This is a genomic window from Burkholderia sp. MSMB1459WGS, assembly GCF_001534535.1.
Lineage (GTDB): Bacteria > Pseudomonadota > Gammaproteobacteria > Burkholderiales > Burkholderiaceae > Burkholderia.
The window spans coordinates 66217-91125 of sequence record NZ_LPMU01000026.1 but is presented as its reverse complement, the minus strand read 5'-3'; the positions used below and the strand labels follow the sequence as shown (position 1 = coordinate 91125).

Sequence of the window (24909 nt, the reverse complement as noted above, 5' to 3'; positions counted from 1 at the left end):
GGCTCCTGTCGGCGCGCGCCGCCCCGGGGCGGCCGCGGCCTGTCGATATCAATGACGCAGTTTGTAGCCGGTCGCGAGCAGCCGCATCGCGATCAGCGCGAGCAGCACGAAGAAACCGGTGACGATCGCGAGGCTCGCGAACGGGTTAATGTCGGACGCGCCGAAGAACCCGAAACGGAAGCCGTCGATCATGTAGAAAAACGGGTTGAGACGCGACACTTCGCGCCACACGGGCGGCAGCGAGTGCGTCGAATAGAACACGCCGGACAGAAACGTCAGCGGCATGATCAGGAAGTTCTGGAACGCGGCGAGCTGGTCGAACTTCTCGGCCCAGATCCCGGCGATCAGCCCGAGCGTGCCGAGAATCGCCGAGCCGAGCAGCGCGAACGCAATGATGAACAGCGGCGCCGCGAAGTGCATCGGGATAAACCAGATCGTCACGACGAACACGCCCGCGCCGACCGCGAGCCCGCGCACGACGGACGCGAGCACGTACGCGCCGAAGATATCGCGGTACGACAGCGGCGGCAGCAGCATGAACACGAGGTTGCCGGTGATCTTCGACTGGATCAGCGACGACGAGCTGTTCGCGAACGCGTTCTGCAGCACGCTCATCATCACGAGGCCCGGCACGAGAAAGCTCACGTATTCGACACCGGGATAGACCTCGACGCGGCCCGACAGTGCATGGCCGAAGATCGTCAGATACAGCAGCGCGGTGACGATCGGCGCGAGCACCGTCTGGAACGACACCTTCCAGAAACGCAGCAGTTCCTTGTAGAACAGCGTGCGGAACCCGCTTCCCGGCACGCGCCGGGCCGTCCCCTCGGACGACAGCGAACGCAGTTCGCGTGGGGAGTGTTGATTCATGCCAGACCCTCGATCACCTCGGCCCCGTTCATCACCTGGACGAACACGTCCTCGAGGTCGGCCTTGCGGACCTCGATCTCGTCGAACGTGCAGCCCGCCGCGCGGCATTGCGCAAGGATGCGTTCGACCTCGTCGTAACTCGTGAGGCGCAGCAGGTGCTCGCCCGGCGCGCGCGCGGCCGGATCGGTTTCCAGCCCGCGCAGCTCGGCCGGCAGCGCGCCCGTCGCGAACCGCAGGTACAGCTGCAGGCCCGCGAAGCGGCGCAGCAGCGCGTCGGTGCGGTCGAGCGCGACGACTTCGCCACGGCGCAGCATCGCGATGCGGTCGCACAGCGACTCGGCTTCCTCGAGGTAATGGGTGGTCAGCACGATCGTGTGACCCTCGCGATTCAGGCGCGAGATGAATTTCCACAGCGTCTGGCGCAATTCGACGTCGACGCCGGCGGTCGGCTCGTCGAGCACGATCACGGGCGGCCGGTGCACGAGCGCCTGCGCGACGAGCACGCGACGCTTCATCCCGCCCGACAGCGCGCGCATGTTCGCGTCGGCTTTCTCGGTGAGATCGAGATTGGCCATCACTTCGTCGATCCAGTCGTCGTTGCGGCGCAGCCCGAAATAGCCGGACTGGATCCGCAGCGTTTCGCGAACGGTGAAGAACGGGTCGAAAACGAGCTCCTGCGGAACGACGCCGAGTGCGCGGCGCGCGCTGCGGAAGTCCTGGACGACGTCGTGACCGAGCACCGAGATACTGCCTTCGTCGGCCCGGGCGAGCCCGGCGAGGATGCTGATGAGCGTGGTCTTGCCTGCGCCGTTGGGGCCGAGCAGACCGAAAAACTCGCCTTCCTCGACCGACAGGCTGACGCCCTTGAGCGCCTGAAGCGACTTGTAGCGCTTCTTGACGTGACGGATTTCTATGGCTGACATGACTGTGCGCGACGCAAGGGCCGCGACGCCTATTCTGTGCTTGCTGCGAAAGAAAATGGGGGCCGGACGCCGATTGGCTGCCCCGCAAAACGCTTGATTATAGGGCAAACCGGCTGGTGGAGCCGGCGCCGGCGGCGCGCGGCCTGAAGCGTGCGCGCGCCGGCTGGCGCGGCAGGCTTCGGTCGGACAGGGTCAATGTCGCCCGGTGCCGTCGATGAGCGTGTCGACGCCGTAGGCGCGCGCGAGGCTGGCGAGCTTCGGAGGGAGATTGAGGATGTCGAGGGTCGCGCCGCGCGCTTTGGCGGCACGTTGCCATGCGAGCAGCACGGCGAGCGCCGACGAGTCGAACTGCGTCAGCGCCGCGCAATCGACGGCGGTCGCGCCGGCGCCGATGCGCGCAAGACCGTCCGCGAGCGCGGACTTCGCGCTCGCGACGGTCAGCGAGGAAGCGGCTGCGAAGCCGCTCACGACGCTTGCTTGCCCGCGGCAAGTTCCTGGTTGCGCTGCGACAGGAACTTGATCAGGCCGTCCACGCCGCTTTGCTGGATCTTCTCGTTGAACTGTTGCTGGTACGTCTGGATCAGCCACGCGCCGAGCACGTTCAGGTCATACACCTTCCAGCCGTTCGCCGTCTTGTACAGGCGGTAGTCGATCTGGACCGGCTGACCGTTGTTCATCGCGATCGTCTTGACCACGACGTCGGTATCGGCCGGATCGGCGCGGAACGGCGGGTACTGAATCTGCTGGTCTGGCTTCAGTTGGGCGAGCGCGCCCGAATACGTGCGGATCAGCAGCAGCTTGAACTGCTCCTGAACCTGCTGCTGCTGCTCGACCGTCGCCGTGCGCCAGTTGCGGCCCATGGCCAGCTGCGTGGTGCGGCGGAAATCGGTGTACGGCAGGATGTCCTTGTTGACGATCGTGATGATGCGGTTGGTGTCGCCCTGCTTGATCGTCTGCTGCTTGACTTCGTCGAGCACCTGCTGCGTCGCCGTCTTGATCAGCGCCTGCGGGTTCGACTGGTCGACTTGCGCGTGAGCTGCGCTGCCGAACGAGAACAGCGCCGCGAAAACGGAGATCAGGAACAGTTTTTTCATCATAGTGGCCTGCATGAATGAGTCGATGCGAAGGTTGGAGCAGGTAGCTTACGCGCAAGTTCGCATACGCTACCGACTGAATCGTTTCCGGCTGTAACGAATGTAAATCCGTCAGTGCAGCCGGATGCTCGGGAACCGGAACCCGCCCGGCGACGGCGGCGCCACCTGCATGGCCGGCACGTTCGTTTCGCTCGCCGGGTTGGGCGCTTCGGCCGCGCCCGACGCAGGCGCAGCAACCGCCGCGCCCGATGCGCCCGCCGGCGCGGCGCCGCCCACCGCGGCCGCGCCCGCCGTACCGGCCGCGCCGGCTGCCGCCGGTGCCGCACCGTCTTCCGGCAGGTCGTACTTCGGCAGCGCGTCGTTGCTCGACGTCGTGGCGGCCTCGCCGCGCGCGTTGTTGATCAGCATCTGGCGACGCTGCAGGTACGCATTGCGTACGAACGAATACTTGTCGAGCGCCGCGGCATCGAGCACGTCGCCCGCGCCCAGCAGGTTCGCACGCGTGTTGACCAGGTTCACGCCGAACAGGCCCCAGCTCAGGCCGTCCGGCTTCACGTAGGTGAGCGGATTGCCGACGTAGTCGACGCCCAGGCCGGCCGTGTCGCGCAGCGTGCTCGGGCCGAGCAGCGGCAGCACGAGGTACGGACCCGACGGCATGCCGTAGCGGCCCATCGTGATCCCGAAGTCGGCCGTGTGCTTCGGCAGCTTCGCGATCGTCGCGACGTCGAACAGGCCGCCGACGCCGAACACCGTGTTGATCACGACGCGCATGATGTCGCCGACGCCGTCCGCGATCCGCAGCTGCACGATGTTGTTCGCCGCGATGTAGACGTCGCCGATGTTCGAGAAGAAGTTCGTCACGCTGTCGCGCACCGGCTGCGGCACCACGTACTGGTAGCCCTTCGCGACCGGCTTCAGCGCGTACGTATCGACCGTGTCGTTGAACTTGTACATCGTCCGGTTGAAGCCTTCGAGCGGATCGCCCTTGGTCGGCGTCTGCACGGTCGCGCAGCCGCTCAACGCGGCGACTGCCGCTACCGCCAGCGCGGCGTGCCTGATGCGGATCGTGTGCATGTCATTACCCTCTTGTTTTCTCTCGTGTGGTTATTGGCCGGCCGAACCGGACACCGCCGACGCCGGTATCGCCACCGGCGCCGGAGCGGCGGGAGCGGCGGGAGCAGCCGATGCGCCGGCTGCCGGCTTCGCACCGCCCGCATCGGCGGCCTTGCTGTACAGGAACTGGCCGATCAGGTTCTCGAGCACGATCGCCGACTGCGTCATCGCGATCGTATCGCCCGATTTCAGCATTTCGGTGTCGCCGCCCGGATCGAGGCCGATATATTGCTCGCCGAGCAGGCCCGACGTCAGGATCTTCGCCGACGAATCCTTCGGGAACGGGTATTGGCCGTCGATGTCGATCGTGACGAGCGCCTGGTAGGTGTTCGTGTCGAAGCCGATCGACTTCACGCGGCCGACCACGACGCCGGCGCTCTTCACGGCCGCGCGCGGCTTCAGCCCGCCGATATTGTCGAATTTCATCCTCACCGAGTAGGTCGGCTGAAACGACAGCGAGCTCATGTTGCCGACCTTCAGCGCCAGGAACAGCACCGCAAGGAAGCCCACCACCACGAACAGGCCGACCCAGAAGTCGAGAGCAGTCTTTTTCATCGTCATCCCAAAATTTGGCTTGGCTGAGGCTTAGCTGAACATCAGCGCGGTCAGCAGGAAATCGAGGCCGAGTACGGCGAGCGACGCGAACACGACCGTCTTGGTGGTCGCGCGCGACACGCCTTCGGGCGTGGGCTTCGCTTCATACCCCTGAAACAGTGCAATGAAGGTCACGGCGAAGCCGAACACGATGCTCTTCAGCACGCCGTTGCCGACGTCGGCCCAGACCTGGACGCCGCCCTGCATCTGCGACCAGAACGCGCCCGGATCGACGCCGATCAGCACGACGCCGACGAAGTACCCGCCGAGCACGCCGACCGCGTTGAAGATCGCGGCCAGCAGCGGCATCGCGATGATGCCCGCCCACATGCGCGGCGCGATCACGTTCTTGATCGGGTCGACCGCCATCATCTCGAGCGCGGTGAGCTGCTCGCCGGCCTTCATCAGGCCGATCTCGGCCGTGAGCGACGTGCCCGCGCGGCCCGCGAACAGCAGCGCGGTGACGACGGGCCCGAGCTCGCGCACGAGCGACAGCGCGACCAGCAGGCCGAGCGCCTGCTCGGAACCATAGCGGTTCAGCGTGTAATACCCCTGCAGGCCGAGCACGAAGCCGACGAACAGCCCCGACACGGCGATGATCACGAACGAATAGTTGCCGAGGAAGTGGATCTGCTTCGTGACCAGCCGCGGCCGACGCAGCAGCGGGAAGAATTCCAGCACGAGGCGCACGAACAGGCGCGTGCCGTAGCCCGCCCGCTCGAGGCCGCCGATGACGTAACGTCCGATCGCGCTGATCATGCGCGCCCTCCGCCGAGCCCGAAATCCGCCGCCAGCGGCGGGCTCGTGTAGTGAAATTTGAACGGGCCGTCCGGCGCGCCGTCGATGAATTGCCGCACGCTCGGATCGGTCGACGCGCGCAGCTCGTCGGGCGTGCCCTGCGCGAGCACGCCGCCGTTAGCCAGAAAATACACGTAGTCGGCGATCGCGAACGATTCCGGCACGTCGTGCGTGACGAGGATCGACGTCGCGCCGAGCGCCTGGTTCAGCGTGCGGATCAGGTTGGCGGTGATGCCGAGCGAGATCGGATCGAGGCCCGCGAACGGCTCGTCGTACATGATGAGCTGCGGATCGAGCGCGATCGCGCGCGCCAGCGCGATGCGGCGCGCCATCCCGCCCGACACCTCGGACGGCATCAGGTCGCGCGCGCCGCGCAGCCCGACCGCGTTCAGCTTCATCAGCACCAGGTCGCGGATCAGGTCTTCGGGCAGGTCGGTATGCTCGCGCAGCGCGAACGCGACGTTCTCGAACACCGACATGTCGGTGAACAGCGCGCCGAACTGGAACAGCATGCCCATCTTGCGGCGCAGCGCATACAGACCGTCGCGCGTTTGCGCGCCGACGTCGGCGCCGTCGAACAGCACCTGGCCGCGGCGCGCGCGCACGAGGCCGCCGATCAGGCGCAGCACGGTGGTCTTGCCGCAACCCGAGCCGCCCATGACCGCGACGACCTGCCCACGCCCGAAGCGCAGGTTCAGGTTGGACAGGACGAGGCGATCGCCGTAGCCGAAGTCGACGTCGCGAAGTTCCAGCAGGGTCTCGGTAGGAGTGGGGCTCACGGAGCTGACAGTCCTTTTACGCAGAACGCCGAATTATAGGGCCTGCATTGGAATGATGTCGTGACGCCGTTCCGGACCCCGCGGTCAATGATTGTCAAATTGTCCGGCAAAGCACTGCTGCAGTGCAATAAGCGCCGTCCGATAGTCGGCCGCGCCCGTGACCGCGCTGACCACCGCGACGCTGCCGACGCCCGTCGCCAGCACGGCCGGCAGCGCGTCGATCCCCACCCCGCCGATCGCGACGAGCGGCGCCCGCGCGCCGGCCAGGCGCGCATAGCGGGCGATCCGCGCGAGGCCCTGCGGCGGCGCGGCGACCGCCTTGGTGGCGGTCGCGTACACGGGGCCGAGCGCGAGGTAGCTCGGCCGCTCGTGCAGTGCCCGCAATATCTCGTAATAGCCGTGGCTCGACAGTCCGAGCCGCAGGCCCGCGCGCGCAATCGCCGCCAGATCGGCCGTTTCGAGGTCCTCCTGGCCGAGATGTACGCCGTACGCCCCCTCTTCCACGGCGATCTGCCAGTGATCGTTGATGAACACGCGCGCATCGGGATAACGGCGCCCTGCCGCGACCGCGCGCGCGATTTCGCGGCGCAGCGCGTCCGGCGTCGCGTCTTTCACGCGCAATTGCACGGTTCGCGCGCCGCCGTCGAGCACGCGCTCGACCCATTCGGCGCTCGGCACGACCGGATAGAGGCCGAGCTGCGCGGGGCACGGGGCGAACGCGGGCTCCGGCGCGGGCGGCAACCCGGCGACGCGCGGGAATTGCGCGGCATCGACCGGCCACGCGTCGGCGGCGCGCGTCTCGTCGCCGTCGCGCCACGCCAGCGCGAGCACCAGCGCGTCGACCGGCGCGAAGCCGCAATCGAGGAACGCAGCGAGCGCCGCGATCCAGTCGTCCGCGAGCGGATGCGCGGCGTCGAGCGCGTAGCGCACGCCGGCCGCATGCAGCACGGCGCCCTGCTCGTCGAATTCGATCGCCACCGCCGCCGGCGACGCCGGCCGCGACACGGCCGACGCACGCGCCTGCGCGGCACGATCGCCGGCCGACACGATCAGCACGTCGCCGTCGGCCGGCACGTCGGGCGCCGCCACGCAGAGCCGCCACGGCGCCGCGCCGTCCGGCCAGTCGCCGAGCCGCGCGCGAATCCGCTCGGCCGCTTCGGCCAGTTCGTCGGCCGGCGGCCAGAACGCATCGGCGAAGCGCGCGCTCATGCGCCGCCCCCGTCCTGGTGCCAGAACGGCATCCCGACGACCGGCGTACTCGCGTGCGCGGTTTCGCGCGCGTCCATCGGGCCGGCGAGATACGCGGCGCGGCCGGCCTCGACGCCCTGCGCAAACGCGCGCGCCATGATCTCCGGGTGCGTGGCCTGCGAGACGGCCGTATTCAGCAGCACGCCGTCGAAGCCCCACTCCATCACCTGGCACGCGTGCGACGGCACGCCGAGCCCCGCGTCGACGATCAGCGGCACGTCCGGCAGCCGCTCGCGCAGCACGCGCAGGCCGTACGGATTCACGACGCCCTTGCCGGTGCCGATCGGCGCGCCCCACGGCATCAGCGCCTCGCAGCCGACGTCGAGCAGGCGCCGGCCGATCACGAGATCCTCGGTGCAGTACGGCAGCACCTTGAAGCCGTCCTTGATCAGTTGCGCGGCGGCTTCGATCAGCCCGACCGGGTCGGGTTGCAGCGTGTAGTCGTCGCCGATCAGTTCGAGCTTGATCCAGTCGGTGTCGAATACCTCGCGCGCCATGTGCGCGGTCGTCACGGCTTCGGCGACGGTCTGGCAGCCGGCCGTGTTCGGCAGCAGCGGCACCGCGTGGCGCTTGAGCAGATCGAAGAAGCCGGCTTCGGCCGTGCCGCCCGTCATCTGGCGGCGCAGCGCGACCGTCACCATCCCGGGGCGCGACGCGGCGATCGAATCGGACAGCGACTGCAGCGACGGATAGCGCGACGTGCCGAGCAGCACGCGGCTTGCGAAAGTGGCGCCGTATAGCGTGAGCGCGTCGGCGGAGGTGTGGGACGTCATGTCGTTTTCCTGGAAGAGCGGGGCGAAACGGCGGCGCTCAGCCGCCTGCGACGGGGTGCACGACGTCGAGCCTGTCGCCCGCCGCGAGCGCACGCGCCGCATGCTGCGTGCGCGCGACGAAGTTGCCGTTCAGCGCCACCGCGTACGGCGGACGCGCGCCGTACGCGGCAAGCGCGTCGGCCACCGTCGCGCCGTCGGGCAACGTCAGGGTCTGTTGATTGATCTGGATATCCATGAGGCTGGGTCGGATTCGGTCGGCGGCGCGCGTCAGGCCGGCTGGCGCGCGTCGTTGCGGTGATGAAGCAGCGTCGGCCAGCGTGCGGCGTCGCGCCATGCGGCGAACGCGTCGGCATCGCCGAGCGAGCCGCCGAGCGCGGCCTGCGCGAACGCGACGGCCGCCTGCGCGACTTCCGGCGCGATCATGAAGCCGTGCCGGTAAAGGCCGTTGACGGCGAGCGTCGATGCGCCGTCCCAGATCACCGCCGGGCGATGATCGGGCAGCGTCGGCCGGCACTGCGCGTTGAGTTCGAGAATGCGCGCCTCGCCGAACGCCGGATGCACGGAAAACGCCGCGCTCAGCAGTTCGAGCGCGGAGCGCACGCTGACGGGCGACATGTCCTCGCCCTCCACCTCGGTCGCGCCGATCACATAGAGATCGTCCTGCTTCGGCGCGATGTACAGCGGGTAACGCGGATGCAGCAACCGCACGGGCCGGGTGAGCCCGATGCCCGGCGCATGCACGCGCGCGACTTCGCCGCGGATCCCGCGCAGCCCGGGCAGCGCGGATTTCGCGCCGAGCCCGCGGCAATCGATCGTGAAATGGGCGGCAGGCCGGTTCGCGTCGTCGACCGACGCGTGCCAGTGCAGCGCGACGCCGCGTTCCGCGAGGCCCGCCGCGAGCGCGCGCAGCGCCTGGCGGTTGTCGAGCTGCCCTTCGCGCGGCAGCATCAGCCCGCGCGCGAAGCGGCCCGCGAGCGCGGGTTCGGCCGCGTCGACCTGCGCGCCGGCGAGCGTCACGAAGCCGCCGTCGAACAGCTCCGCCGGCGCGTTCGCGCGCAGGCGCCGCTCGAACAGCGGCGCCTCTGCGCGGTCCGCGTGATGCCAGACGACGAGCGTGCCGCGATGCTGGAAAAAGACGGGTTCGGGCAGTTCGGCGAGCCACTGCGGCCAGCGCGCGAGCGATGCGGCGCCGAGCTCGGTGATCAGCCGTTCCGCGCTCGCCGCTTCCGCGAGCGGCGCGAGCATCGCGGCCGCGATCCACGCGGCCGACTGCTCGCCGTCTGGGCCGCCGCGCTCGTAGAGTGCGACGCGATGCCCGTCGCCCGCGAGCCGCCACGCGATCAGGCGGCCGACGAGCCCGCCGCCGAGCACCGCGAAATCGGGCCGTGTATCGCGGACGTTCATCGCGCACCCTCCGCGCGGCCACGCGCGACGAACGTCGACGCGCACGCGCCGCCGCATGCGAACGCACGCGACACCGGGCCGGGAATCATGCAAAAGACTGAGGATTGTGCGGTCATCATTCCTTCCGTAACGCGCAATGCGCGTACCCAAAAGGACGAAACCGGCAGCAAAGGCCGGCCGGGCGGGACTCGGGCGCTGACCATGTGGGATGGCGGCCAGCGCGGCCCGGCGGGATCAGAAACTTCCCTCGCCGGTATTACCCGGATCGGGTGCGAAGGGTCTTTCTCAGCCTCGCCGCGCTGCCCGGAACATCTGCCGGCCACGCCACGAAGCACCCCTGTTTCGTCGTCGGCCATTAGACCATAAAAGCGGAAAGCGCCGCAAACTGTCCCCCTTGCGGCAAATTCGCCGGCGCGCTGCGCCGCTCTGGCACAATGCCCGCAGGCCGGCCGCGCGAGTGGCCGGTTGCCGCGTCACCGCCGGTTTTTAAGTGCCATTTAAGACGCACGGGCGACCATCCGGACGCCCGCCGTCAGTCGGCGCCGCGCCCCGGCATGCCGTATCGCGGCGCGCGCCCGGCTTCGCCCGGCCCGCGCGCCGGCTACTCATCAGGAAGCACATGACCCAATCGATCGACCCCGTCCGCTCCGTCTCCGACGCGCCGCAGGACGAGCGCCCGGTATCCGCATGGAGCCTCATCAAGCCCTACTGGGTATCGTCCGAATGGAAAATCGCGTGGGGGTTGCTGGTCACGATCATCGCGATCAACCTCTGCGTGGTCTGGATCAACGTCCGGCTGAACAAGTGGAACGCGCAGTTCTACAACGCGCTGCAGTCGAAGGACGTCCACGACTTCCCGAACCTGCTGATGCAGTTCTCCGCGCTCGCCTTCGCGTTCATCATCCTCGCCGTGTACGGCCGCTACCTGCGGCAGATGCTCGGCTTCCGCTGGCGCCAGTGGCTCACCGAGCGCTTTCTCGGCCAGTGGCTCGGCGATCGCGCGTTCTACCGGATCGAGCGCGACCGCCTCGCGGACAACCCCGATCAGCGGATCACCGACGACCTCCAGTCGTTCGCGACCACGACGCTCGCACTGTCGCTCGACCTGCTGTCGACGGTCGTCACGCTCGTGTCGTTCATCACGATCCTGTGGTCGCTCGCCGGCGCGCTGACGTTTACGCTCGGCGCGACGCCGATCGCGATTCCCGGCTACATGGTGTGGGCGGCCGCGCTGTACGCGGTGGTCGGCTCGCTGATCATCCAGAAGGTCGGCCATCCGCTCGTGTCGATCAACTACCAGCAGCAGCGCGTCGAGGCCGATTTCCGCTTCGGGCTGATCCGCGTGCGCGAGAACGCCGAGCAGATCGCGTTCTACGACGGCGAAAAGACCGAGACCGGCAACGCGCAGACCCTCTTCATGCGCATCCGCGACAACTGGTGGCGCGTGATGAAGTACACGAAGCGGCTCACGTTCGTGCTGAGCTTCTATGGGCAGATCGCGATCATCTTCCCGCTCGTCGTCGCCGCACCGCGCTACTTCGCAGGCGCGTTCTCGTTCGGCGTGCTGATGCAGATCTCGTCCGCGTTCGGCACCGTCAGCGATTCGTTCTCGTGGTTCGTCAACAGCTACTCGACCCTCGTCGAATGGCGCGCCACCGTCAACCGTCTGCGCGAATTCAAGCGCGTGATGGGCACGTCGCACCTGAAGGAAAGCCTGTCGCCTGCGACCGAGCACGGCGGCATCAACCTGCACTACATCGACGCGGCGAAGCTGTCCACGTCGTCGCTCAAGCTCGCGCTGCCGAACGGCAACGCGCTCGCGAACATCGGCGACGTCACGATCGAGCCCGGCTCGCGCTGGCTCGTGGTCGGCAAGTCGGGATCCGGCAAGAGCACGTTCATGCGTGCGCTCGCGGGCCTGTGGCCGTTCGGCGACGGCGCGATCGATGCGCCGGTCGGCGCGCGGATGATGTTCGTGCCGCAGACGAGCTATTTGCCGATCGGCACGCTGAAGGCCGCGCTCACCTACCCGGCGACGCCCGACACGTTCAGCGACGAAGCGTGCCGCGACGCGCTGCGCGCGTGCCGCCTCGAGGATTACGTCGAGCGCCTCGACGAAACCGCGCACTGGACCCGCGTGCTGTCGCCCGGCGAGCAACAGCGCCTGGCCGGCGCCCGCGTGCTGCTGCACAAGCCCGACTTCCTGTTCCTCGACGAAGCGACCAGCGCGCTCGACGCCGACAACGAAGCCCGCCTCTATCACCTGTTCGCCGAACGGCTGCCGAAGGCGGCGATCGTCAGCATCGCGCACCGCGAATCGCTGGCCGCGTTCCACGGCGGCACGATCAACGTCGAGCGCGTGAACAGCGACGACAAGGTCGCCGCGTGAACGCACGCGCCGCGCACATCGCGCGGATCGCGCTGATCACCGGCGCAGGTTCGGGGATCGGCGCGGCGCTCGCGCGGCGACTCGCGGCGCCCGGCGTCGCGCTGGCGCTGCATGCGCGCGGCGCGGACCCGGCAGCCCGCGCACGCGTCGCCGACGTCGCCGACCGATGTACGGCAGCGGGCGCGCAATGCGTGACGCTCACCGGCGATCTCGCCGAAGCGGGCGTCGCCGCCGCGCTCGTCGACGCCACCGCTGCCCGCTTCGGCGGGCTCGACCAGCTCGTCGCGAACGCCGGCTTCGCCGCGCGGCAATCCTTTTCCGACCTCTGCGCGGACGCGCTCGCATCCGCCTTCGCCGCGATGCCCGGCGCGTTCTCCGCGCTCGCGGCCCGCGCACGGCCGCTGCTCGAAGCGTCGACGGCGCCGCGCATCGTCGCGGTCAGCTCGTTCGTCGCGCACCGCTATCGGGCGGACGCCCCGTTCGCGGCGACCGCCGCCGCGAAAGCCGCGCTCGAATCGCTGGTGCGCTCGGCGGCAGCCGAGTTCGCCGCGTGCGGCATCACCGTCAATGCGGTCGCGCCCGGCTTCACGCGCAAGGACCACGGCCCGAGCGCGGACAATGCGGCCGCTTGGGTCCGCGCCGAACAGGCGACGCCGCTCGGCCGGATCGCCGAACCCGACGACGTCGCCGCGCTGATTGCGTTCCTGCTGTCGGACGCGGCACGGCAGATCACCGGCCAGGTCATCCACGTGGACGGCGGCCTGACGCTCTGACGCGAGCGCGTGCCAGCCGTGCCGGCGCGCAGGTAGCCGCCGGCGTCCACATAGCGCTCACGCACGATCGAGCGTCGCTCCTGGCCCGACCGTCCACCCGCCGCGCTGCCGCGCCTGCCCCCGCACGCACCTTTTTGGCGCCCTTCATCCCGCCCGTAAAATAGCCGCCGTACGGCAGCGCGATACGAGAGACGACACAAGAGGGGGCGGCAGGCATGCAGGCATTCCAGTGGTTCAACGAATTGTCGACGCGCGAGCGACGAACGCTGTACGCCGGATTCGGCGGCTATGCGGTCGATGCGTTCGACTTCATGATCTATTCGTTCCTCATTCCGACGCTGATCGCCACCTGGGGCATGACGAAGAGCGAGGCCGGGATGATCGCGACGAGTTCGCTGATCTCGTCGGCGATCGGCGGCTGGGTCGCCGGCATCCTCGCAGACCGCTTCGGCCGCGTGCGCGTGCTGCAGTGGACGATCGCGACGTTCGCGCTGTTCACGTGCCTGTCCGGTTTCACGCATTCGTTCTGGCAGCTCCTTGCGACGCGCACGCTGCAGGGCTTCGGCTTCGGCGGCGAATGGTCGGTCGTGACGATCATGATGGCCGAGACGATCCGCTCGCCCGAGCATCGCGCGAAGGCAGTCGGCACCGTGCAGAGCAGCTGGTCGTTCGGCTGGGGCGCGGCCGCGATCCTGTACTGGGCGTTCTTCGCGCTGCTGCCCGAGCAGCTCGCGTGGCGCGCGTGCTTCTGGATCGGTCTCGCGCCCGCGCTGTGGATCCTGTACATCCGCCGCAACGTCAGCGATCCCGACATCTACACGGCCACGCGCCGCGCCCGCGACGAAGGCCGCGTGTCGGGCCACTTCCTCGAGATCTTCTCGCCGCCGCACCTGCGCGCGACGCTGTTCGGCAGCGCGCTGTGCACCGGCATGCTCGGCGGCTACTACGCGATCACGACGTGGCTGCCCACCTACCTGAAAACCGTGCGCCACCTGTCGGTGTTCAACACGAGCGGCTATCTCGTCGTGCTGATCGTCGGCTCGTTCGTCGGCTACGTGGTCGGCGCGATCCTGTCCGACCGGCTCGGCCGACGCGCGTCGTTCATCCTGTTCGCGGTCGGCTCGTTCTCGCTCGGCATGGCCTACACGATGCTGCCGATCACCGATACCGCGATGCTGCTGCTCGGCTTCCCGCTCGGCATCGTCGTGCAGGGCATCTTCGCGGGCGTCGGCGCGTATCTGTCGGAGCTGTATCCAGGCGCGATCCGCGGCTCGGGCCAGGGCTTCTGCTACAACCTCGGCCGTGGGCTCGGCTCGTTCTTCCCGATCCTGGTCGGATCGTTGTCGCAGTCGATGTCGCTCGTGAAGGCGATCGGGCTCGTCGCCGGCGGCGGCTACCTGCTCGTGATCGTCGCCGCGCTCGTGCTGCCGGAAACGCGCGGCAAGTCGCTCGCCGACGATCCGGCCGTCGCATCGTAAGCACCTTGCCCGTTCGGGAACCCGCATGCACGTGATCGTTCTCGGCGCCGGCGTGATCGGCGTCACCACTGCCTGGCACCTGCGCGAAGCAGGCTGCGACGTCACCGTGATCGAACGCGAGGCCGATGTCGCGCAAGCGACGAGCCTCGGCAACGCGGGCGTGATCGCGCCCGGCTACGTGACGCCGTGGGCCGCGCCGGGGATGCCCGGCAAGATCCTCAAATACCTGTTCAAGCCTGCGTCGCCGCTGATCTTCCGGCCGACGCTCGATGCCGCGCAGTGGCGCTGGATCGCGCGCTGGCTACGCGAATGCGAGTTCGAGCGATTCCGCGTGAACAAGCAGCGGATGCAGCGCATCGCGTATTACAGCCGCGCGTGCCTGCATGCGTTTCGCGACCGTCATCCGTTCGACTATGGTGCGAGCCGCGGCTACCTGCAGTTGCTGCGCGGCGCATTCGACGTCGAGATGGTGCAACCGGCGCTGAAGGTGCTGCGCGACGCCGGCATCGCGTTTCGCGAACTCGACGCCGCCGGCTGCACCGCGATCGAGCCCGGCTTGCGCTGGGCGCGACAGGCCCCCGTCGGCGGCATCTACCTGCCCGACGACGAAGCCGGCGATTGCGCGCGCTTCACGCGCGAACTGAGGGCGCTGTGCGAAGCGAACGGCGTGACGTTCCGATTCCGCACCGCGATTCATGCGCTCGACGTCGCGGGCGGCAAGGTGCGCGGCGTGCGAGTAGGCGCGGCCGGAACGGATGGCCGCGCGCCGTGCGATGAAGGCGCGGGCACCGGCTTGCGTGACGGGGGGCAGCCCAGCCGCCCGGCGCCGGACCGCGCCGCGTCGGCCGGAACCCTGCCGCGCGACGGGCTGCTTGCGGCCGACGCGATCGTGGTCGCGCTCGGCGTCGACAGTGCCGCCCTGCTGCGGCCGCATGGCATCGACGTGCCGCTGTATCCGGTGAAAGGCTACTCGGCGACGCTCACGGTCGTCGACGACGAAAAGGCGCCGCGCGCCGCGCTGATGGACGAATCGCTGAAGACGGCGATTACGCGCTTCGGCCCGACGCTGCGCGTCGCGGGCACCGCGGAACTCGGCAACCGGCACGCGGCGCTGCGGCAGCAGGCGCTCGATACGCTGATGAAGGTGCTCGACGACTGGTTCCCGCACGCGGCCGAGCGCGCGTCCGCCCGCTTCTGGGTCGGCCGCCGCCCGATGACGCCCGACGGGCCGCCGTTGCTGGGGGCGAGCCGCATCGACGGACTGTGGCTGAACGTCGGTCACGGGTCGACCGGCTGGGCGATGTCGATGGGATCGGGGAAGGTGCTCGCGGATCTCGTCACGGGGCGGGAGCCGGAGATCGATTTGTCGGGGCTGACGCTCGCGCGCTACGAGCGCTAGGCAGGACGCCGGGCGACGTGCGCGGCACGATGCAGAGCGGCACGTCGGCATCCGAAACGATCGGGAGGGCGACCGGTCTCAACGATTCGCCGGACGCGCCGGGGCGGCTCAACCCGTCGCCGCGTCGTCCGCCCGGGCAATCGGCGCCGACACGATCGGCCGGTGCGACACGCCTTCGTGCGACAACCGGCTTTCGAACAGCGTGAGCGCGTCGAACCGCAGCGCGACGGCACGCCCCACCGCACCGCCGTGCGCCGGCTGGCCGACCGCGTCGTGCGGCAGCCGCGCGAGCGTCACGTGCGGCCGGAACGGCCGCCGATCGGCCGGCACCCCGAGTTCGCGCAGCAGCGCCGCGAGCCCCGCATTCAGCGCGACGCAAGCGGCGTCGGCCGCAAGTTCCGCAACGATCAGCCTCGCGCGCGGCAGGCTGGGCCACCACGCGATCCGCTCGACAGGCAACGACGGCAACGCATGCGCGGCCGCGAGCGCGGGCAGGTGCGCGGCCAGCGCGTCGCACCGTTCCCGCTCGATCGCGCCGACGAACGCGAGCGTCATGTGCAGTTGCGCGGGCAGCGTGCGCCGCGCGCCACGGGTGACCGGCAACGCGCGCAGCGCGTCGCGCGACGCCGTATCGGGCATCAGCGCGACGAACGCACGGAGCCGGTCTCCATTCATGACTCGCTCACGGCCGCCCGCGGCGCGTTCGATGCATCGGCCGACGCCGGACGCTGCGGCAGCGGGCCGTGTTCGCCCCACACATCGCCCGGCAGCACGCGCGCGAGTTCGGGGATCGTGTTGCGCGTGAACACCGGATCGGTAACACCCGCCGCGCGCTGGCGGCGATAGTCGGCCCACGCGGCGTGCGCGTACTTGCCGAGCGCGAGGATCGCGATCAGGTTGATGATCGCCATCAGCCCCATGCTCGTATCGGCCATCGCCCACACGAGCGGCAGTTGCCCGACGCTGCCGAACATCACCATGCCGAGCACCGCGACGCGGAACAGCGGCAGCACGCCGCGCCGCTTCGTGATGAATTCGACGTTGCCTTCCGCATACGCGTAGTTGCCGATCACCGACGAATACGCGAAGAAGAAGATCGCGAACGCCATGTAGATGCCCCCCCAGTCGCCGACGTGGCTCGCGATCGAGCGCTGCGTGAGCGCCGCGCCTTCCATGCCGGTACCGAGCTCGTACTGGCCCGACAGCAGGATCACGAAGGCCGTCGCACTGCAGATCACGATCGTGTCGACGAACACGCCGAGCATCTGGATCAACCCCTGCACCACCGGATGGCGCGTGCTGGCGGTCGCCGCCGCATTGGGCGCGCTGCCCATGCCGGCCTCGTTCGAGAACAGCCCGCGCTTCACGCCCATCGCGACCGCCTGGCTGACGGCATAGCCCGTCAGCCCGCCCGCCGCCTGCTCGAGGCCGAACGCGCTTTTCACGATCAGCGCGATCACGCCCGGCACCAGCGCGATGTGCGTCGCGACCGCATAGACCGCGAGCGCGAGATAACCGATCGCCATCACGGGCACGATCACCTGCGCGACCGCCGCGATCCGGCGGATGCCGCCGAAGATGATCGGCGCGGTCAGCAGCACGAGACCGAGACCGACGCTCGCGCGGCTCCAGCCGAACGACGTGTCGAACGCATCGGCGATCGCATTGGCCTGCACCGCGTTGAACACGAAGCCGAACGCGAGGATCAGCGACAGCGAGAACAGCACGCCGAAGCCGCGCGAGCGCAGGCCCGTCTGGATGTAGTACGCGGGGCCGCCGCGATAGCTGCCGTCCGCGTGCGACACCTTGAAGATCTGCGCGAGCGTGGCCTCGACGAACGCGGACGACATCCCGACGAGCGCCGTCATCCACATCCAGAAGATCGCGCCCGGCCCGCCGACCGTCAGCGCGACCGCGACGCCGGCGATGTTGCCGGTGCCGACGCGGCTCGCAAGCCCGGTCGCGAACGCCTGGAACGACGAAATGCTGCCCGGTTCGCCCTTGCTGCCGACCAGCTTGATGCTGAGGAACAGCGCCTTCAGCTGGATCATCCGGAATCGCAGCGTGAACCACATGCCCACGCCGAGCAGCAGTGCGATCAGCACGTAATTCCACAACACGCCGTTGACGGCGTCGACCAGCCCTTGCACGAATGCTTCCATCCAGAGTCCTTGTAAATAGCGTCAGTCATGTGCGACGACCGCGAACGCGGCCCGAGGGGCGACATGATATGACAGTTTTCAAGGATTATTACAAAACGAAAGAAATTGAGATGATGAAAAATCAAGGCCGGATGTCGTCAGGTTAGACGACGCTTCGTGAAAATGCGGCGGTAGCGAGGCGATGACCCTTCCGGTCCAGGCTGTTGGCTGGCGCGTGCGCCTGACGTGAAAATCCGGACGTCGCAATGTCTTGCGGGCACGCGGGCCCGACACGCGATTTGGGACAGGTGCGCTGGCAGGCCTCTGCCGGCGCCGGGCATTCTGCTGCCGGGGTTACCCCTCCCGTTGTTCATCCCGCATTGAGAGCGCCATGATTTCCAGAATCGTACGCGGATGGTTCCGGCTGGTTCTCCGGGTGGTGACCGTAACGATCTGCATCTACGCGCTCCTATTTTTCGTCGTCGCGACTTCCCGATATGAGCGGACCGAAGGCAGTTGCCCCGACATGGCTGTCGATACGCTCCGAAAAACGGTCGAGATCCGCCTCCTCAAGGAGCATGGGATACGGCCGGACAGCATTCGGTTCGACGGCGCGCCGCAGTATCACGCGTGGAAGCTGGGTGTGTGGGAATGGCCGCTGCGCGTGGACGAAATCCGATATACCGCGATGATCGACTGCAACGAGCAGCTTGCAAGCTACGGACGAACCGTCGATCCGCTGGGCGCCCCGACCGGACAAGCCCACGATCGCCCACCGCTTCGGAAATAAAAAAACCGGGCACCCTCTCGGGCGCCCGGTTTTGGTCGAAACCCGCTTGCGCGATTCAGCTCAGCGCGGCAGTTCCGAATGCCCCATCAGGTACGCATCGACCGAGCGCGCGCACTGGCGGCCTTCGCGGATCGCCCACACCACGAGCGACTGGCCGCGCCGCATGTCGCCTGCCGCGAACACCTTGTCGACCGACGTGTAGTACGAACGATCGCCTTCGGTCGCCGCACGCGCGTTGCCGCGCGCATCCTTCGCGACGCCGAATGCGTCGAGCACCGGCGCGGCTGGCTGCGTGAAGCCCATCGCCAGCAGCACGAGATCGGCCTTCATTTCGAACTCGGAACCCGGCACTTCCTGCATCTTGCCGTCCTTCCACTCGACGCGCACCGCGATCAGCTTCTCGACCTTGCCGTTCTTGCCTTCGAGACGCTTCGTCGCGACCGCCCAGTCGCGCTCGCAGCCTTCCTCGTGCGACGACGACGTGCGCAGCTTGATCGGCCAGTACGGCCACACGAGCGGCTTGTTCTCCTCTTCCGGCGGCTGCGGCAGCAGTTCGAACTGCGTGACCTGCTTCGCGCCGTGACGGTTCGACGTGCCGACGCAGTCCGAACCCGTATCGCCGCCGCCGATCACGATCACGTGCTTGCCCTTCGCGAGCAGTTGGTCGACCAGCTTGTCGCCGGCGTTCACGCGGTTCTGCTGCGGCAGGAAGTCCATCGCGAAATGAACGCCCGCGAGCTCGCGGCCCGGCACCGGCAGGTCGCGCGGCGTTTCCGAACCGCCGGCGATCACGACCGCGTCGAATTCTTCCTTCAGCGTGTCCGGCGAAATGGTTTCCTTCGCGAGGCTGCCGATCGACTCGGGCAGCGGATCCTTGCCGATGAACACGCTCGTGCGGAACGTCACGCCTTCCGCTTCCATCTGGCGCATGCGTCGGTCGATCAGCCACTTCTCGAGCTTGAAATCGGGAATCCCGTAACGCAGCAGGCCGCCGATGCGGTCGTTCTTCTCGAACACCGTCACGTCGTGGCCGGCCCGCGCGAGCTGCTGCGCGGCGGCGAGGCCCGCGGGGCCCGAACCGACGATCGCGACCTTCTTGCCGGTCTTGTGCTCGGCCGGCAGCGGCTTCACCCAGCCTTCCGCCCAGGCCTTGTCGATGATCGCGTGCTCGATCGACTTGATGCCGACCGGGTCGTCGTTGATCCCGAGCGTGCAGGCCGCCTCGCACGGCGCCGGGCAGATGCGGCCCGTGAACTCGGGGAAGTTGTTGGTCGAATGCAGGACTTCGATCGCCTGCTGCCAGTCCTGGCGGTAAACGAGATCGTTGAAGTCGGGAATGATGTTGTTGACCGGGCAGCCGTTGTTGCAGAACGGGATGCCGCAATCCATGCAGCGCGCGCCCTGGATCTTCGCGTCCGCGTCGGTCAGCGCCGCGACGAATTCCTTGTAGTGCTTCACGCGCGTGAGCGGTGCTTCGTACGCCTCGTGGCGGCGTTCGAACTCCAGAAAACCGGTTGCCTTGCCCATAAGGTGCTCTTCTGTTCGGTGTATCGGGTGGGGGAGCCGCGCGCGGCCGTCAGGCGCGCGCGGCATTCGCTATGTCGTTCGTCGCTCAGGCGGCCAGCACTTCCTTCGCCGCCTTCTTCGCACCGATCTCGCCCAGCGCGCGCTTGTATTCGTGCGGGAACACCTTCACGAACTGGCGGCGCGCCGCGTCCCAGTTTTCCAGCAGCGACTTCGCCCGCGGCGAACCCGTGAACTGGAAATGACGCTCGACGAGCCCCTTGAGCAGCGCTTCGTCGGTCGTGCCTTCGTGCCAGAGCGCGCGGTCGACCGTGCGCTCCTGCTCGGCCTGCTGCAGCACCGGATCGAGCGCGACCATCGACTTGTTGCACTTCGCCGCGAACGTGCCTTCCGGATCGTAGATGTACGCGATGCCGCCCGACATGCCGGCCGCGAAGTTGCGCCCGGTCTCGCCGAGCACGACGACCGTGCCGCCCGTCATGTATTCGCAACCGTGGTCGCCCGTGCCTTCGACGACCGCCGTCGCGCCCGAGTTACGCACGCAGAAGCGCTCGCCCGCGACGCCGCGGAAGAAGGCTTCGCCTTCGATCGCGCCGTACATCACCGTGTTGCCGCAGATGATGTTTTCTTCGGACTTGCCGCGGAAGTCGTTGGTCGGACGGATGATGATCCGGCCGCCCGACAGGCCCTTGCCGACGTAGTCGTTGCCGTCGCCGACGAGGTCGAGCGTCACGCCCTTCGCGAGGAACGCGCCGAAGCTCTGGCCGGCCGTGCCCTTCAGCTGGATGTGCACCGCGTCGTCGGCCAGACCGTCGTGGCCGTGCTTCTTCGCGATCACGCCCGACAGCATCGCGCCGACCGTCCGGTTCACGTTGCGCACCGGCTGGATGAACGACACATGCTCGCCGTTCTCGATCGCGGCCTTCGCCTTTTCGATCAGCACGTGGTCGAGCGCGCGCTCGAGGCCGTGATCCTGCACGTCGACGTGACGCCGTGCGACGTCCTCGCATTCTTCCGGCTGGTAGAACACGCGCGAGAAGTCGAGGCCCTTCGCCTTCCAGTGCTCGATGCCCTTGCGCGTATCGAGCAGGTCGGCGCGGCCGATCAGGTCGTCGAACTTCGCGATGCCGAGCTGCGCCATGATCTCGCGCACTTCCTCGGCGACGAAGAAGAAGTAGTTCACGACGTGCTCGGGCTGCCCCTTGAACTTCGCACGCAGCACTGGATCCTGCGTCGCGACGCCGACCGGGCACGTGTTCAGGTGGCACTTGCGCATCATGATGCAGCCTTCGACGACGAGCGGCGCCGTCGCGAAGCCGAATTCGTCCGCGCCGAGCAGCGCGCCGATCACGACGTCGCGGCCGGTCTTCATCTGGCCGTCGGCCTGCACGCGGATGCGGCCGCGCAGGCGGTTCAGCACCAGCGTCTGCTGCGTTTCGGCGAGGCCGAGTTCCCACGGCGTGCCCGCATGCTTCACCGACGACAGCGGCGACGCGCCCGTGCCGCCGTCATGGCCGGCGATCACGACGTGGTCGGCCTTCGCCTTCGCGACACCGGCCGCGACCGTGCCCACGCCCACTTCCGACACGAGCTTCACCGAGATGCTCGCCACCGGGTTCACGTTCTTCAGGTCGTGGATCAGCTGCGCCAGATCCTCGATCGAGTAGATGTCGTGGTGCGGCGGCGGCGAGATCAGGCCGACGCCCGGCACCGAGTAACGCAGCTTGCCGATGTAGTCGGACACCTTGTGGCCCGGCAGCTGGCCGCCTTCGCCCGGCTTCGCGCCCTGCGCCATCTTGATCTGGATCTGGTCGGCCGATGCGAGGTACTCGGCGGTGACGCCGAAGCGGCCCGACGCGACCTGCTTGATCTTCGAGCGCAGCGAGTCGCCGTCCTTCAGCGGAATGTCGCTGACGATCTCGTCGCCGATCACCGACTTCAGCGTCTCGCCCGACTTGATCGGAATGCCGCGCAGTTCGTTGCGGTAGCGCTTCTGGTCCTCGCCGCCTTCGCCGGTGTTCGACTTGCCGCCGATCCGGTTCATCGCGACCGCGAGCGTCGCGTGCGCTTCGGTGCTGATCGAACCGAGCGACATCGCGCCCGTCGCGAAGCGCTTGACGATCTCCTTCGCCGGCTCGACGTCGTCGATCGGGATCGCCTTGGTCGGCTCGACCTTGAACTCGAACAGGCCGCGGAACGTCATGTGACGCTTGGTCTGGTCGTTGATCAGGTGCGCGTATTCCTTGTACGTCTGGTACGAGTTGCTGCGCGTCGCGTGCTGCAGCTTCGCGATCGAATCCGGCGTCCACATGTGGTCTTCGCCGCGCACGCGATACGCGTACTCGCCGCCCGCGTCGAGCATGTCGCGCAGGACCGGACTGTCGCCGAACGCGTCGCGGTGCAGGCGGATCGCTTCTTCCGCGACTTCGAACAGGCCGATGCCGCCGACCTTCGACGCCGTGCCCTTGAAGTACTTCTCGACGAGGTCGCTCGACAGGCCGAGCGCTTCGAAGATCTGTGCGCCGGTGTACGACATGTACGTCGAGATGCCCATCTTCGACATCACCTTCTGCAGGCCCTTGCCGACCGCCTTCGTGAAGTTGTAGATGGCCTTCTCCGGCGACAGGTCGCCCGGCAGGCCTTCCGCCATCTTCGCGAGCGTTTCCATCGCGAGGTACGGGTGCACGGCTTCCGCGCCGTAGCCCGCGAGCAGCGCGAAGTGGTGCGTTTCGCGCGCGGAGCCCGTCTCGACGACGAGGCCCGTGCTCGTGCGCAGCCCTTGCTGGACGAGGTGCGTGTGGATCGCCGACGTGGCGAGCAGCGCCGGAATCGCGACGTGCTCGGCGTCGGTCTTGCGGTCCGACACGATCAGGATGTTGTAGCCCGACTTCACCGCGTCGACGGCTTCGGCGCACAGCGACGCGAGGCGCGCCTCGATGCCTTCCTTGCCCCACGCCACCGGGTAGCAGATGTTCAGTTCGTACGCGCTGAACTTGCCGCCCGTGTACTGGTCGATCGCGCGGATCTTCGCGATGTCCTTGAAGTCGAGCACCGGCTGCGACACTTCGAGACGCATCGGCGGGTTGATGTTGTTCGTGTCGAGCAGGTTCGGCTTCGGGCCGATGAACGACACGAGCGACATCACCATGTTCTCGCGGATCGGGTCGATCGGCGGGTTCGTGACCTGCGCGAACAACTGCTTGAAGTAGTGATAGAGCGTCTTGTTCTTGTTCGACATCACCGCGAGCGGCGAGTCGTTGCCCATCGAGCCGACGGCCTCTTCGCCCTGCTGCGCCATCGGCGCCATCAGGAACTTCAGGTCTTCCTGCGTATAGCCGAACGCCTGCTGGCGATCGAGCAGCGCGGCGCCCTGCGTGCGGCCGGCCGCGACTTCCTCGGCCTTCGGCTCGATCTCGTCGAGCTTGATGCGCACCGCGTCGATCCAGCTCTTGTACGGCTTCGCGTTCGCGAGGTTGTCCTTGAGCTCCTTGTCGTCGATGATGCGGCCGTGTTCCATGTCGATCAGGAACATCTTGCCCGGCTGCAGGCGCCACTTCTTGACGATCTTCGATTCGGGGATCGGCAGCGTGCCGGCTTCCGACGCCATGATGACGAGGTCGTCGTCGGTCACGATGTAGCGCGCGGGGCGCAGGCCGTTACGGTCGAGCGTCGCGCCGATCTGGCGGCCGTCGGTGAACGCGATCGCGGCCGGGCCGTCCCACGGCTCCATCATCGCGGCGTGGTACTCGTAGAACGCGCGGCGGTTCTCGTCCATCAGCGTGTGCTGTTCCCACGCTTCCGGGATCATCATCATCACCGCGTGCACGAGCGGGTAGCCGGCCATCACCAGCAGTTCGAGACAGTTGTCGAACGAGGCGGTATCCGACTGGCCCGGGTAGATCAGCGGCCACAGCTTCGGCAGATCGTCGGCGAGCACGTGCGACGCGATCGCGCCGGTACGCGCGTTCAGCCAGTTCACGTTGCCCTTCACGGTGTTGATCTCGCCGTTGTGCGCGATCATCCGGTACGGGTGAGCCAGCTCCCACGCCGGGAACGTGTTGGTCGAGAAGCGCTGGTGCACGAGCGCGAGCGCCGACACGACGCGCGGATCCTGCAGGTCGCGGTAATACACGCCGACCTGGCCCGCGAGCAGCAGCCCCTTGTAGACGACCGTGCGCGCCGACATCGACGGCACGAAGTATTCCTTGCCGTGCTTGAGCTTCAGCGCCTGGATGCGGTGGCTCGCCGTCTTGCGGATCACGTACAGCTTCCGCTCGAGCGCGTCCGTCACCATGATGTCCTTGCCGCGGCCGATGAAGATCTGGCGGATCAGCGGCTCGCTCGCCTTCACCGTCGGCGAGATCGGCATCGCATGGTCGACCGGCACGTCGCGCCAGCCGAGCACGACCTGGCCTTCGGCCTTCACCGTACGCTCGAGCTCCTGCTCGCACGCGAGACGCGATGCGTTCTCCTTCGGCAGGAAGATCATCCCGACCCCGTATTCGCCGGCCGGCGGGAGATTCACGCCCTGCTTCGCCATTTCCTCGCGATAGAACGCGTCCGGAATCTGGATCAGGATGCCCGCGCCGTCGCCCATCAGCGGATCGGCGCCGACCGCGCCGCGGTGATCGAGGTTCTCGAGGATCTTCAGACCCTGCTGAATGATCTCGTGGCTCTTCTTGCCCTTGATGTGAGCGACGAAGCCGACGCCGCAGGCGTCGTGTTCGTTTTGCGGGTCGTACAGACCTTGTGCGGCGGGCACCGCGGCGAGCGGCTGCTGGTGGTCGTTCATGGGGACACCGTCGTAAAGGGGGCCTGG

The 24909-nt window shown here is 67.9% G+C and carries 21 protein-coding genes and 1 riboswitch; of the genes, 5 read left to right on the top strand and 16 right to left on the bottom strand.

Annotated elements, in window-relative coordinates:
* Positions 1-48: 48 nt before the first annotated feature.
* The 12 genes from WT97_RS12060 to WT97_RS12005 form a co-directional block, all read right to left on the bottom strand.
* Complete coding sequence (locus WT97_RS12060) at positions 49-870, bottom strand: ABC transporter permease (protein WP_230624984.1); 822 nt, start codon at positions 868-870, stop codon at positions 49-51.
* Positions 867-1793: an ABC transporter ATP-binding protein gene (locus WT97_RS12055; protein WP_060353520.1), complete on the bottom strand. Its 927-nt coding sequence runs from the start codon at positions 1791-1793 to the stop codon at positions 867-869. Before WT97_RS12055 ends, WT97_RS12060 begins: the two co-directional genes overlap by 4 nt.
* Before the next feature lie 192 nt (positions 1794-1985).
* Entirely contained in the window at positions 1986-2261 is a 276-nt protein-coding gene (locus WT97_RS12050; RefSeq protein ID WP_059499742.1) for a lipid asymmetry maintenance protein MlaB, read from the bottom strand.
* Entirely contained in the window at positions 2258-2887 is a 630-nt protein-coding gene (locus WT97_RS12045) for a phospholipid-binding protein MlaC (protein ID WP_060353543.1), read from the bottom strand. Before WT97_RS12045 ends, WT97_RS12050 begins: the two co-directional genes overlap by 4 nt.
* A gap of 111 nt (positions 2888-2998) precedes the next feature.
* On the bottom strand, positions 2999-3961 hold the full coding sequence (locus tag WT97_RS12040; RefSeq protein ID WP_059499743.1) for a VacJ family lipoprotein: 963 nt from the start codon (positions 3959-3961) through the stop codon (positions 2999-3001).
* Between the two features lie 30 nt (positions 3962-3991).
* Positions 3992-4561: an outer membrane lipid asymmetry maintenance protein MlaD gene (gene mlaD, locus WT97_RS12035; protein ID WP_060353519.1), complete on the bottom strand. Its 570-nt coding sequence runs from the start codon at positions 4559-4561 to the stop codon at positions 3992-3994.
* A 24-nt stretch (positions 4562-4585) separates the two neighbouring features.
* Positions 4586-5353: a lipid asymmetry maintenance ABC transporter permease subunit MlaE gene (mlaE, locus tag WT97_RS12030; RefSeq protein ID WP_034209767.1), complete on the bottom strand. Its 768-nt coding sequence runs from the start codon at positions 5351-5353 to the stop codon at positions 4586-4588.
* Positions 5350-6171, bottom strand: a complete 822-nt coding sequence (locus WT97_RS12025; protein ID WP_006477138.1) for an ABC transporter ATP-binding protein — start codon at positions 6169-6171, stop codon at positions 5350-5352. Before WT97_RS12025 ends, mlaE begins: the two co-directional genes overlap by 4 nt.
* Before the next feature lie 84 nt (positions 6172-6255).
* A complete protein-coding gene (thiE, locus tag WT97_RS32645) occupies positions 6256-7380 on the bottom strand; it encodes a thiamine phosphate synthase (protein ID WP_082751377.1) in 1125 nt (374 codons plus the stop codon).
* Complete coding sequence (locus WT97_RS12015) at positions 7377-8192, bottom strand: thiazole synthase (RefSeq protein ID WP_059499745.1); 816 nt, start codon at positions 8190-8192, stop codon at positions 7377-7379. The genes thiE and WT97_RS12015 overlap by 4 nt, the downstream gene beginning before the upstream one ends.
* A gap of 37 nt (positions 8193-8229) precedes the next feature.
* The gene (gene thiS / locus WT97_RS12010; RefSeq protein WP_006488534.1) at positions 8230-8427 is read right to left on the bottom strand and encodes a sulfur carrier protein ThiS; all 198 of its coding nucleotides are present in this window, start codon (positions 8425-8427) and stop codon (positions 8230-8232) included.
* A gap of 32 nt (positions 8428-8459) precedes the next feature.
* Entirely contained in the window at positions 8460-9596 is a 1137-nt protein-coding gene (locus tag WT97_RS12005) for an FAD-dependent oxidoreductase (RefSeq protein WP_060353518.1), read from the bottom strand.
* Positions 9597-9821: 225 nt separating this feature from the next.
* Positions 9822-9945: riboswitch (TPP riboswitch) on the bottom strand.
* A gap of 270 nt (positions 9946-10215) precedes the next feature.
* Here WT97_RS12005 and WT97_RS12000 point away from each other — a divergent pair.
* The 4 genes from WT97_RS12000 (at position 10216) to WT97_RS11985 (ending at position 15635) form a co-directional block, all read left to right on the top strand.
* Positions 10216-11985 carry an ABC transporter ATP-binding protein/permease gene (locus WT97_RS12000; RefSeq protein ID WP_059499746.1) on the top strand — a complete coding sequence of 590 codons (1770 nt, stop codon included), beginning with the start codon at positions 10216-10218 and terminating at the stop codon, positions 11983-11985.
* Positions 11982-12758: an SDR family oxidoreductase gene (locus WT97_RS11995; protein WP_059499747.1), complete on the top strand. Its 777-nt coding sequence runs from the start codon at positions 11982-11984 to the stop codon at positions 12756-12758. The genes WT97_RS12000 and WT97_RS11995 overlap by 4 nt, the downstream gene beginning before the upstream one ends.
* A 215-nt stretch (positions 12759-12973) precedes the next feature.
* Positions 12974-14236 (top strand): MFS transporter, encoded by a 1263-nt coding sequence (locus WT97_RS11990; protein ID WP_059499748.1) that lies wholly within the window; start codon positions 12974-12976, stop codon positions 14234-14236.
* A gap of 25 nt (positions 14237-14261) precedes the next feature.
* A complete protein-coding gene (locus WT97_RS11985) occupies positions 14262-15635 on the top strand; it encodes a D-amino acid dehydrogenase (RefSeq protein ID WP_060031503.1) in 1374 nt (457 codons plus the stop codon).
* 108 nt (positions 15636-15743) lie between these two features.
* Here the strand turns inward: WT97_RS11985 and thpR are convergent, their stop codons facing one another.
* Positions 15744-16310, bottom strand: coding sequence for an RNA 2',3'-cyclic phosphodiesterase (gene thpR, locus WT97_RS11980; RefSeq protein ID WP_060353517.1), 567 nt, complete (start codon positions 16308-16310; stop codon positions 15744-15746).
* The gene (locus WT97_RS11975) at positions 16307-17797 is read right to left on the bottom strand and encodes a sodium:alanine symporter family protein (RefSeq protein WP_059499751.1); all 1491 of its coding nucleotides are present in this window, start codon (positions 17795-17797) and stop codon (positions 16307-16309) included. Before WT97_RS11975 ends, thpR begins: the two co-directional genes overlap by 4 nt.
* 370 nt (positions 17798-18167) lie before the next feature.
* Here WT97_RS11975 and WT97_RS11970 point away from each other — a divergent pair, with 370 nt between their 5' ends.
* On the top strand, positions 18168-18566 hold the full coding sequence (locus WT97_RS11970; RefSeq protein WP_059795130.1) for a hypothetical protein: 399 nt from the start codon (positions 18168-18170) through the stop codon (positions 18564-18566).
* 60 nt (positions 18567-18626) lie between these two features.
* Here the strand turns inward: WT97_RS11970 and WT97_RS11965 are convergent, their stop codons facing one another.
* Positions 18627-20093, bottom strand: coding sequence for a glutamate synthase subunit beta (locus WT97_RS11965; RefSeq protein WP_034209758.1), 1467 nt, complete (start codon positions 20091-20093; stop codon positions 18627-18629).
* Positions 20094-20178: 85 nt separating this feature from the next.
* Positions 20179-24882, bottom strand: coding sequence for a glutamate synthase-related protein (locus WT97_RS11960; protein ID WP_059795128.1), 4704 nt, complete (start codon positions 24880-24882; stop codon positions 20179-20181).
* Positions 24883-24909: the final 27 nt, after the last annotated feature.

What these genes read in the sequence shown, in the direction of transcription:
- mlaD (WP_060353519.1), bottom strand. Translation starts at nt 4,561, where the DNA reads ATGACGATGAAAAAGACTGCTCTCGACTTCTGGGTCGGCCTGTTCGTG.
- WT97_RS12045 (WP_060353543.1), bottom strand. Translation starts at nt 2,887, where the DNA reads ATGAAAAAACTGTTCCTGATCTCCGTTTTCGCGGCGCTGTTCTCGTTC.
- WT97_RS12005 (WP_060353518.1), bottom strand. Translation starts at nt 9,596, where the DNA reads ATGAACGTCCGCGATACACGGCCCGATTTCGCGGTGCTCGGCGGCGGG.
- WT97_RS12000 (WP_059499746.1), top strand. Translation starts at nt 10,216, where the DNA reads ATGACCCAATCGATCGACCCCGTCCGCTCCGTCTCCGACGCGCCGCAG.
- WT97_RS11975 (WP_059499751.1), bottom strand. Translation starts at nt 17,797, where the DNA reads ATGGAAGCATTCGTGCAAGGGCTGGTCGACGCCGTCAACGGCGTGTTG.
- WT97_RS12015 (WP_059499745.1), bottom strand. Translation starts at nt 8,192, where the DNA reads ATGACGTCCCACACCTCCGCCGACGCGCTCACGCTATACGGCGCCACT.
- thiE (WP_082751377.1), bottom strand. Translation starts at nt 7,380, where the DNA reads ATGAGCGCGCGCTTCGCCGATGCGTTCTGGCCGCCGGCCGACGAACTG.
- mlaE (WP_034209767.1), bottom strand. Translation starts at nt 5,353, where the DNA reads ATGATCAGCGCGATCGGACGTTACGTCATCGGCGGCCTCGAGCGGGCG.
- WT97_RS11970 (WP_059795130.1), top strand. Translation starts at nt 18,168, where the DNA reads ATGATTTCCAGAATCGTACGCGGATGGTTCCGGCTGGTTCTCCGGGTG.
- WT97_RS11990 (WP_059499748.1), top strand. Translation starts at nt 12,974, where the DNA reads ATGCAGGCATTCCAGTGGTTCAACGAATTGTCGACGCGCGAGCGACGA.
- WT97_RS11985 (WP_060031503.1), top strand. Translation starts at nt 14,262, where the DNA reads ATGCACGTGATCGTTCTCGGCGCCGGCGTGATCGGCGTCACCACTGCC.
- thiS (WP_006488534.1), bottom strand. Translation starts at nt 8,427, where the DNA reads ATGGATATCCAGATCAATCAACAGACCCTGACGTTGCCCGACGGCGCG.
- WT97_RS11960 (WP_059795128.1), bottom strand. Translation starts at nt 24,882, where the DNA reads ATGAACGACCACCAGCAGCCGCTCGCCGCGGTGCCCGCCGCACAAGGT.
- thpR (WP_060353517.1), bottom strand. Translation starts at nt 16,310, where the DNA reads ATGAATGGAGACCGGCTCCGTGCGTTCGTCGCGCTGATGCCCGATACG.
- WT97_RS12040 (WP_059499743.1), bottom strand. Translation starts at nt 3,961, where the DNA reads ATGCACACGATCCGCATCAGGCACGCCGCGCTGGCGGTAGCGGCAGTC.
- WT97_RS12055 (WP_060353520.1), bottom strand. Translation starts at nt 1,793, where the DNA reads ATGTCAGCCATAGAAATCCGTCACGTCAAGAAGCGCTACAAGTCGCTT.
- WT97_RS11965 (WP_034209758.1), bottom strand. Translation starts at nt 20,093, where the DNA reads ATGGGCAAGGCAACCGGTTTTCTGGAGTTCGAACGCCGCCACGAGGCG.
- WT97_RS12060 (WP_230624984.1), bottom strand. Translation starts at nt 870, where the DNA reads ATGAATCAACACTCCCCACGCGAACTGCGTTCGCTGTCGTCCGAGGGG.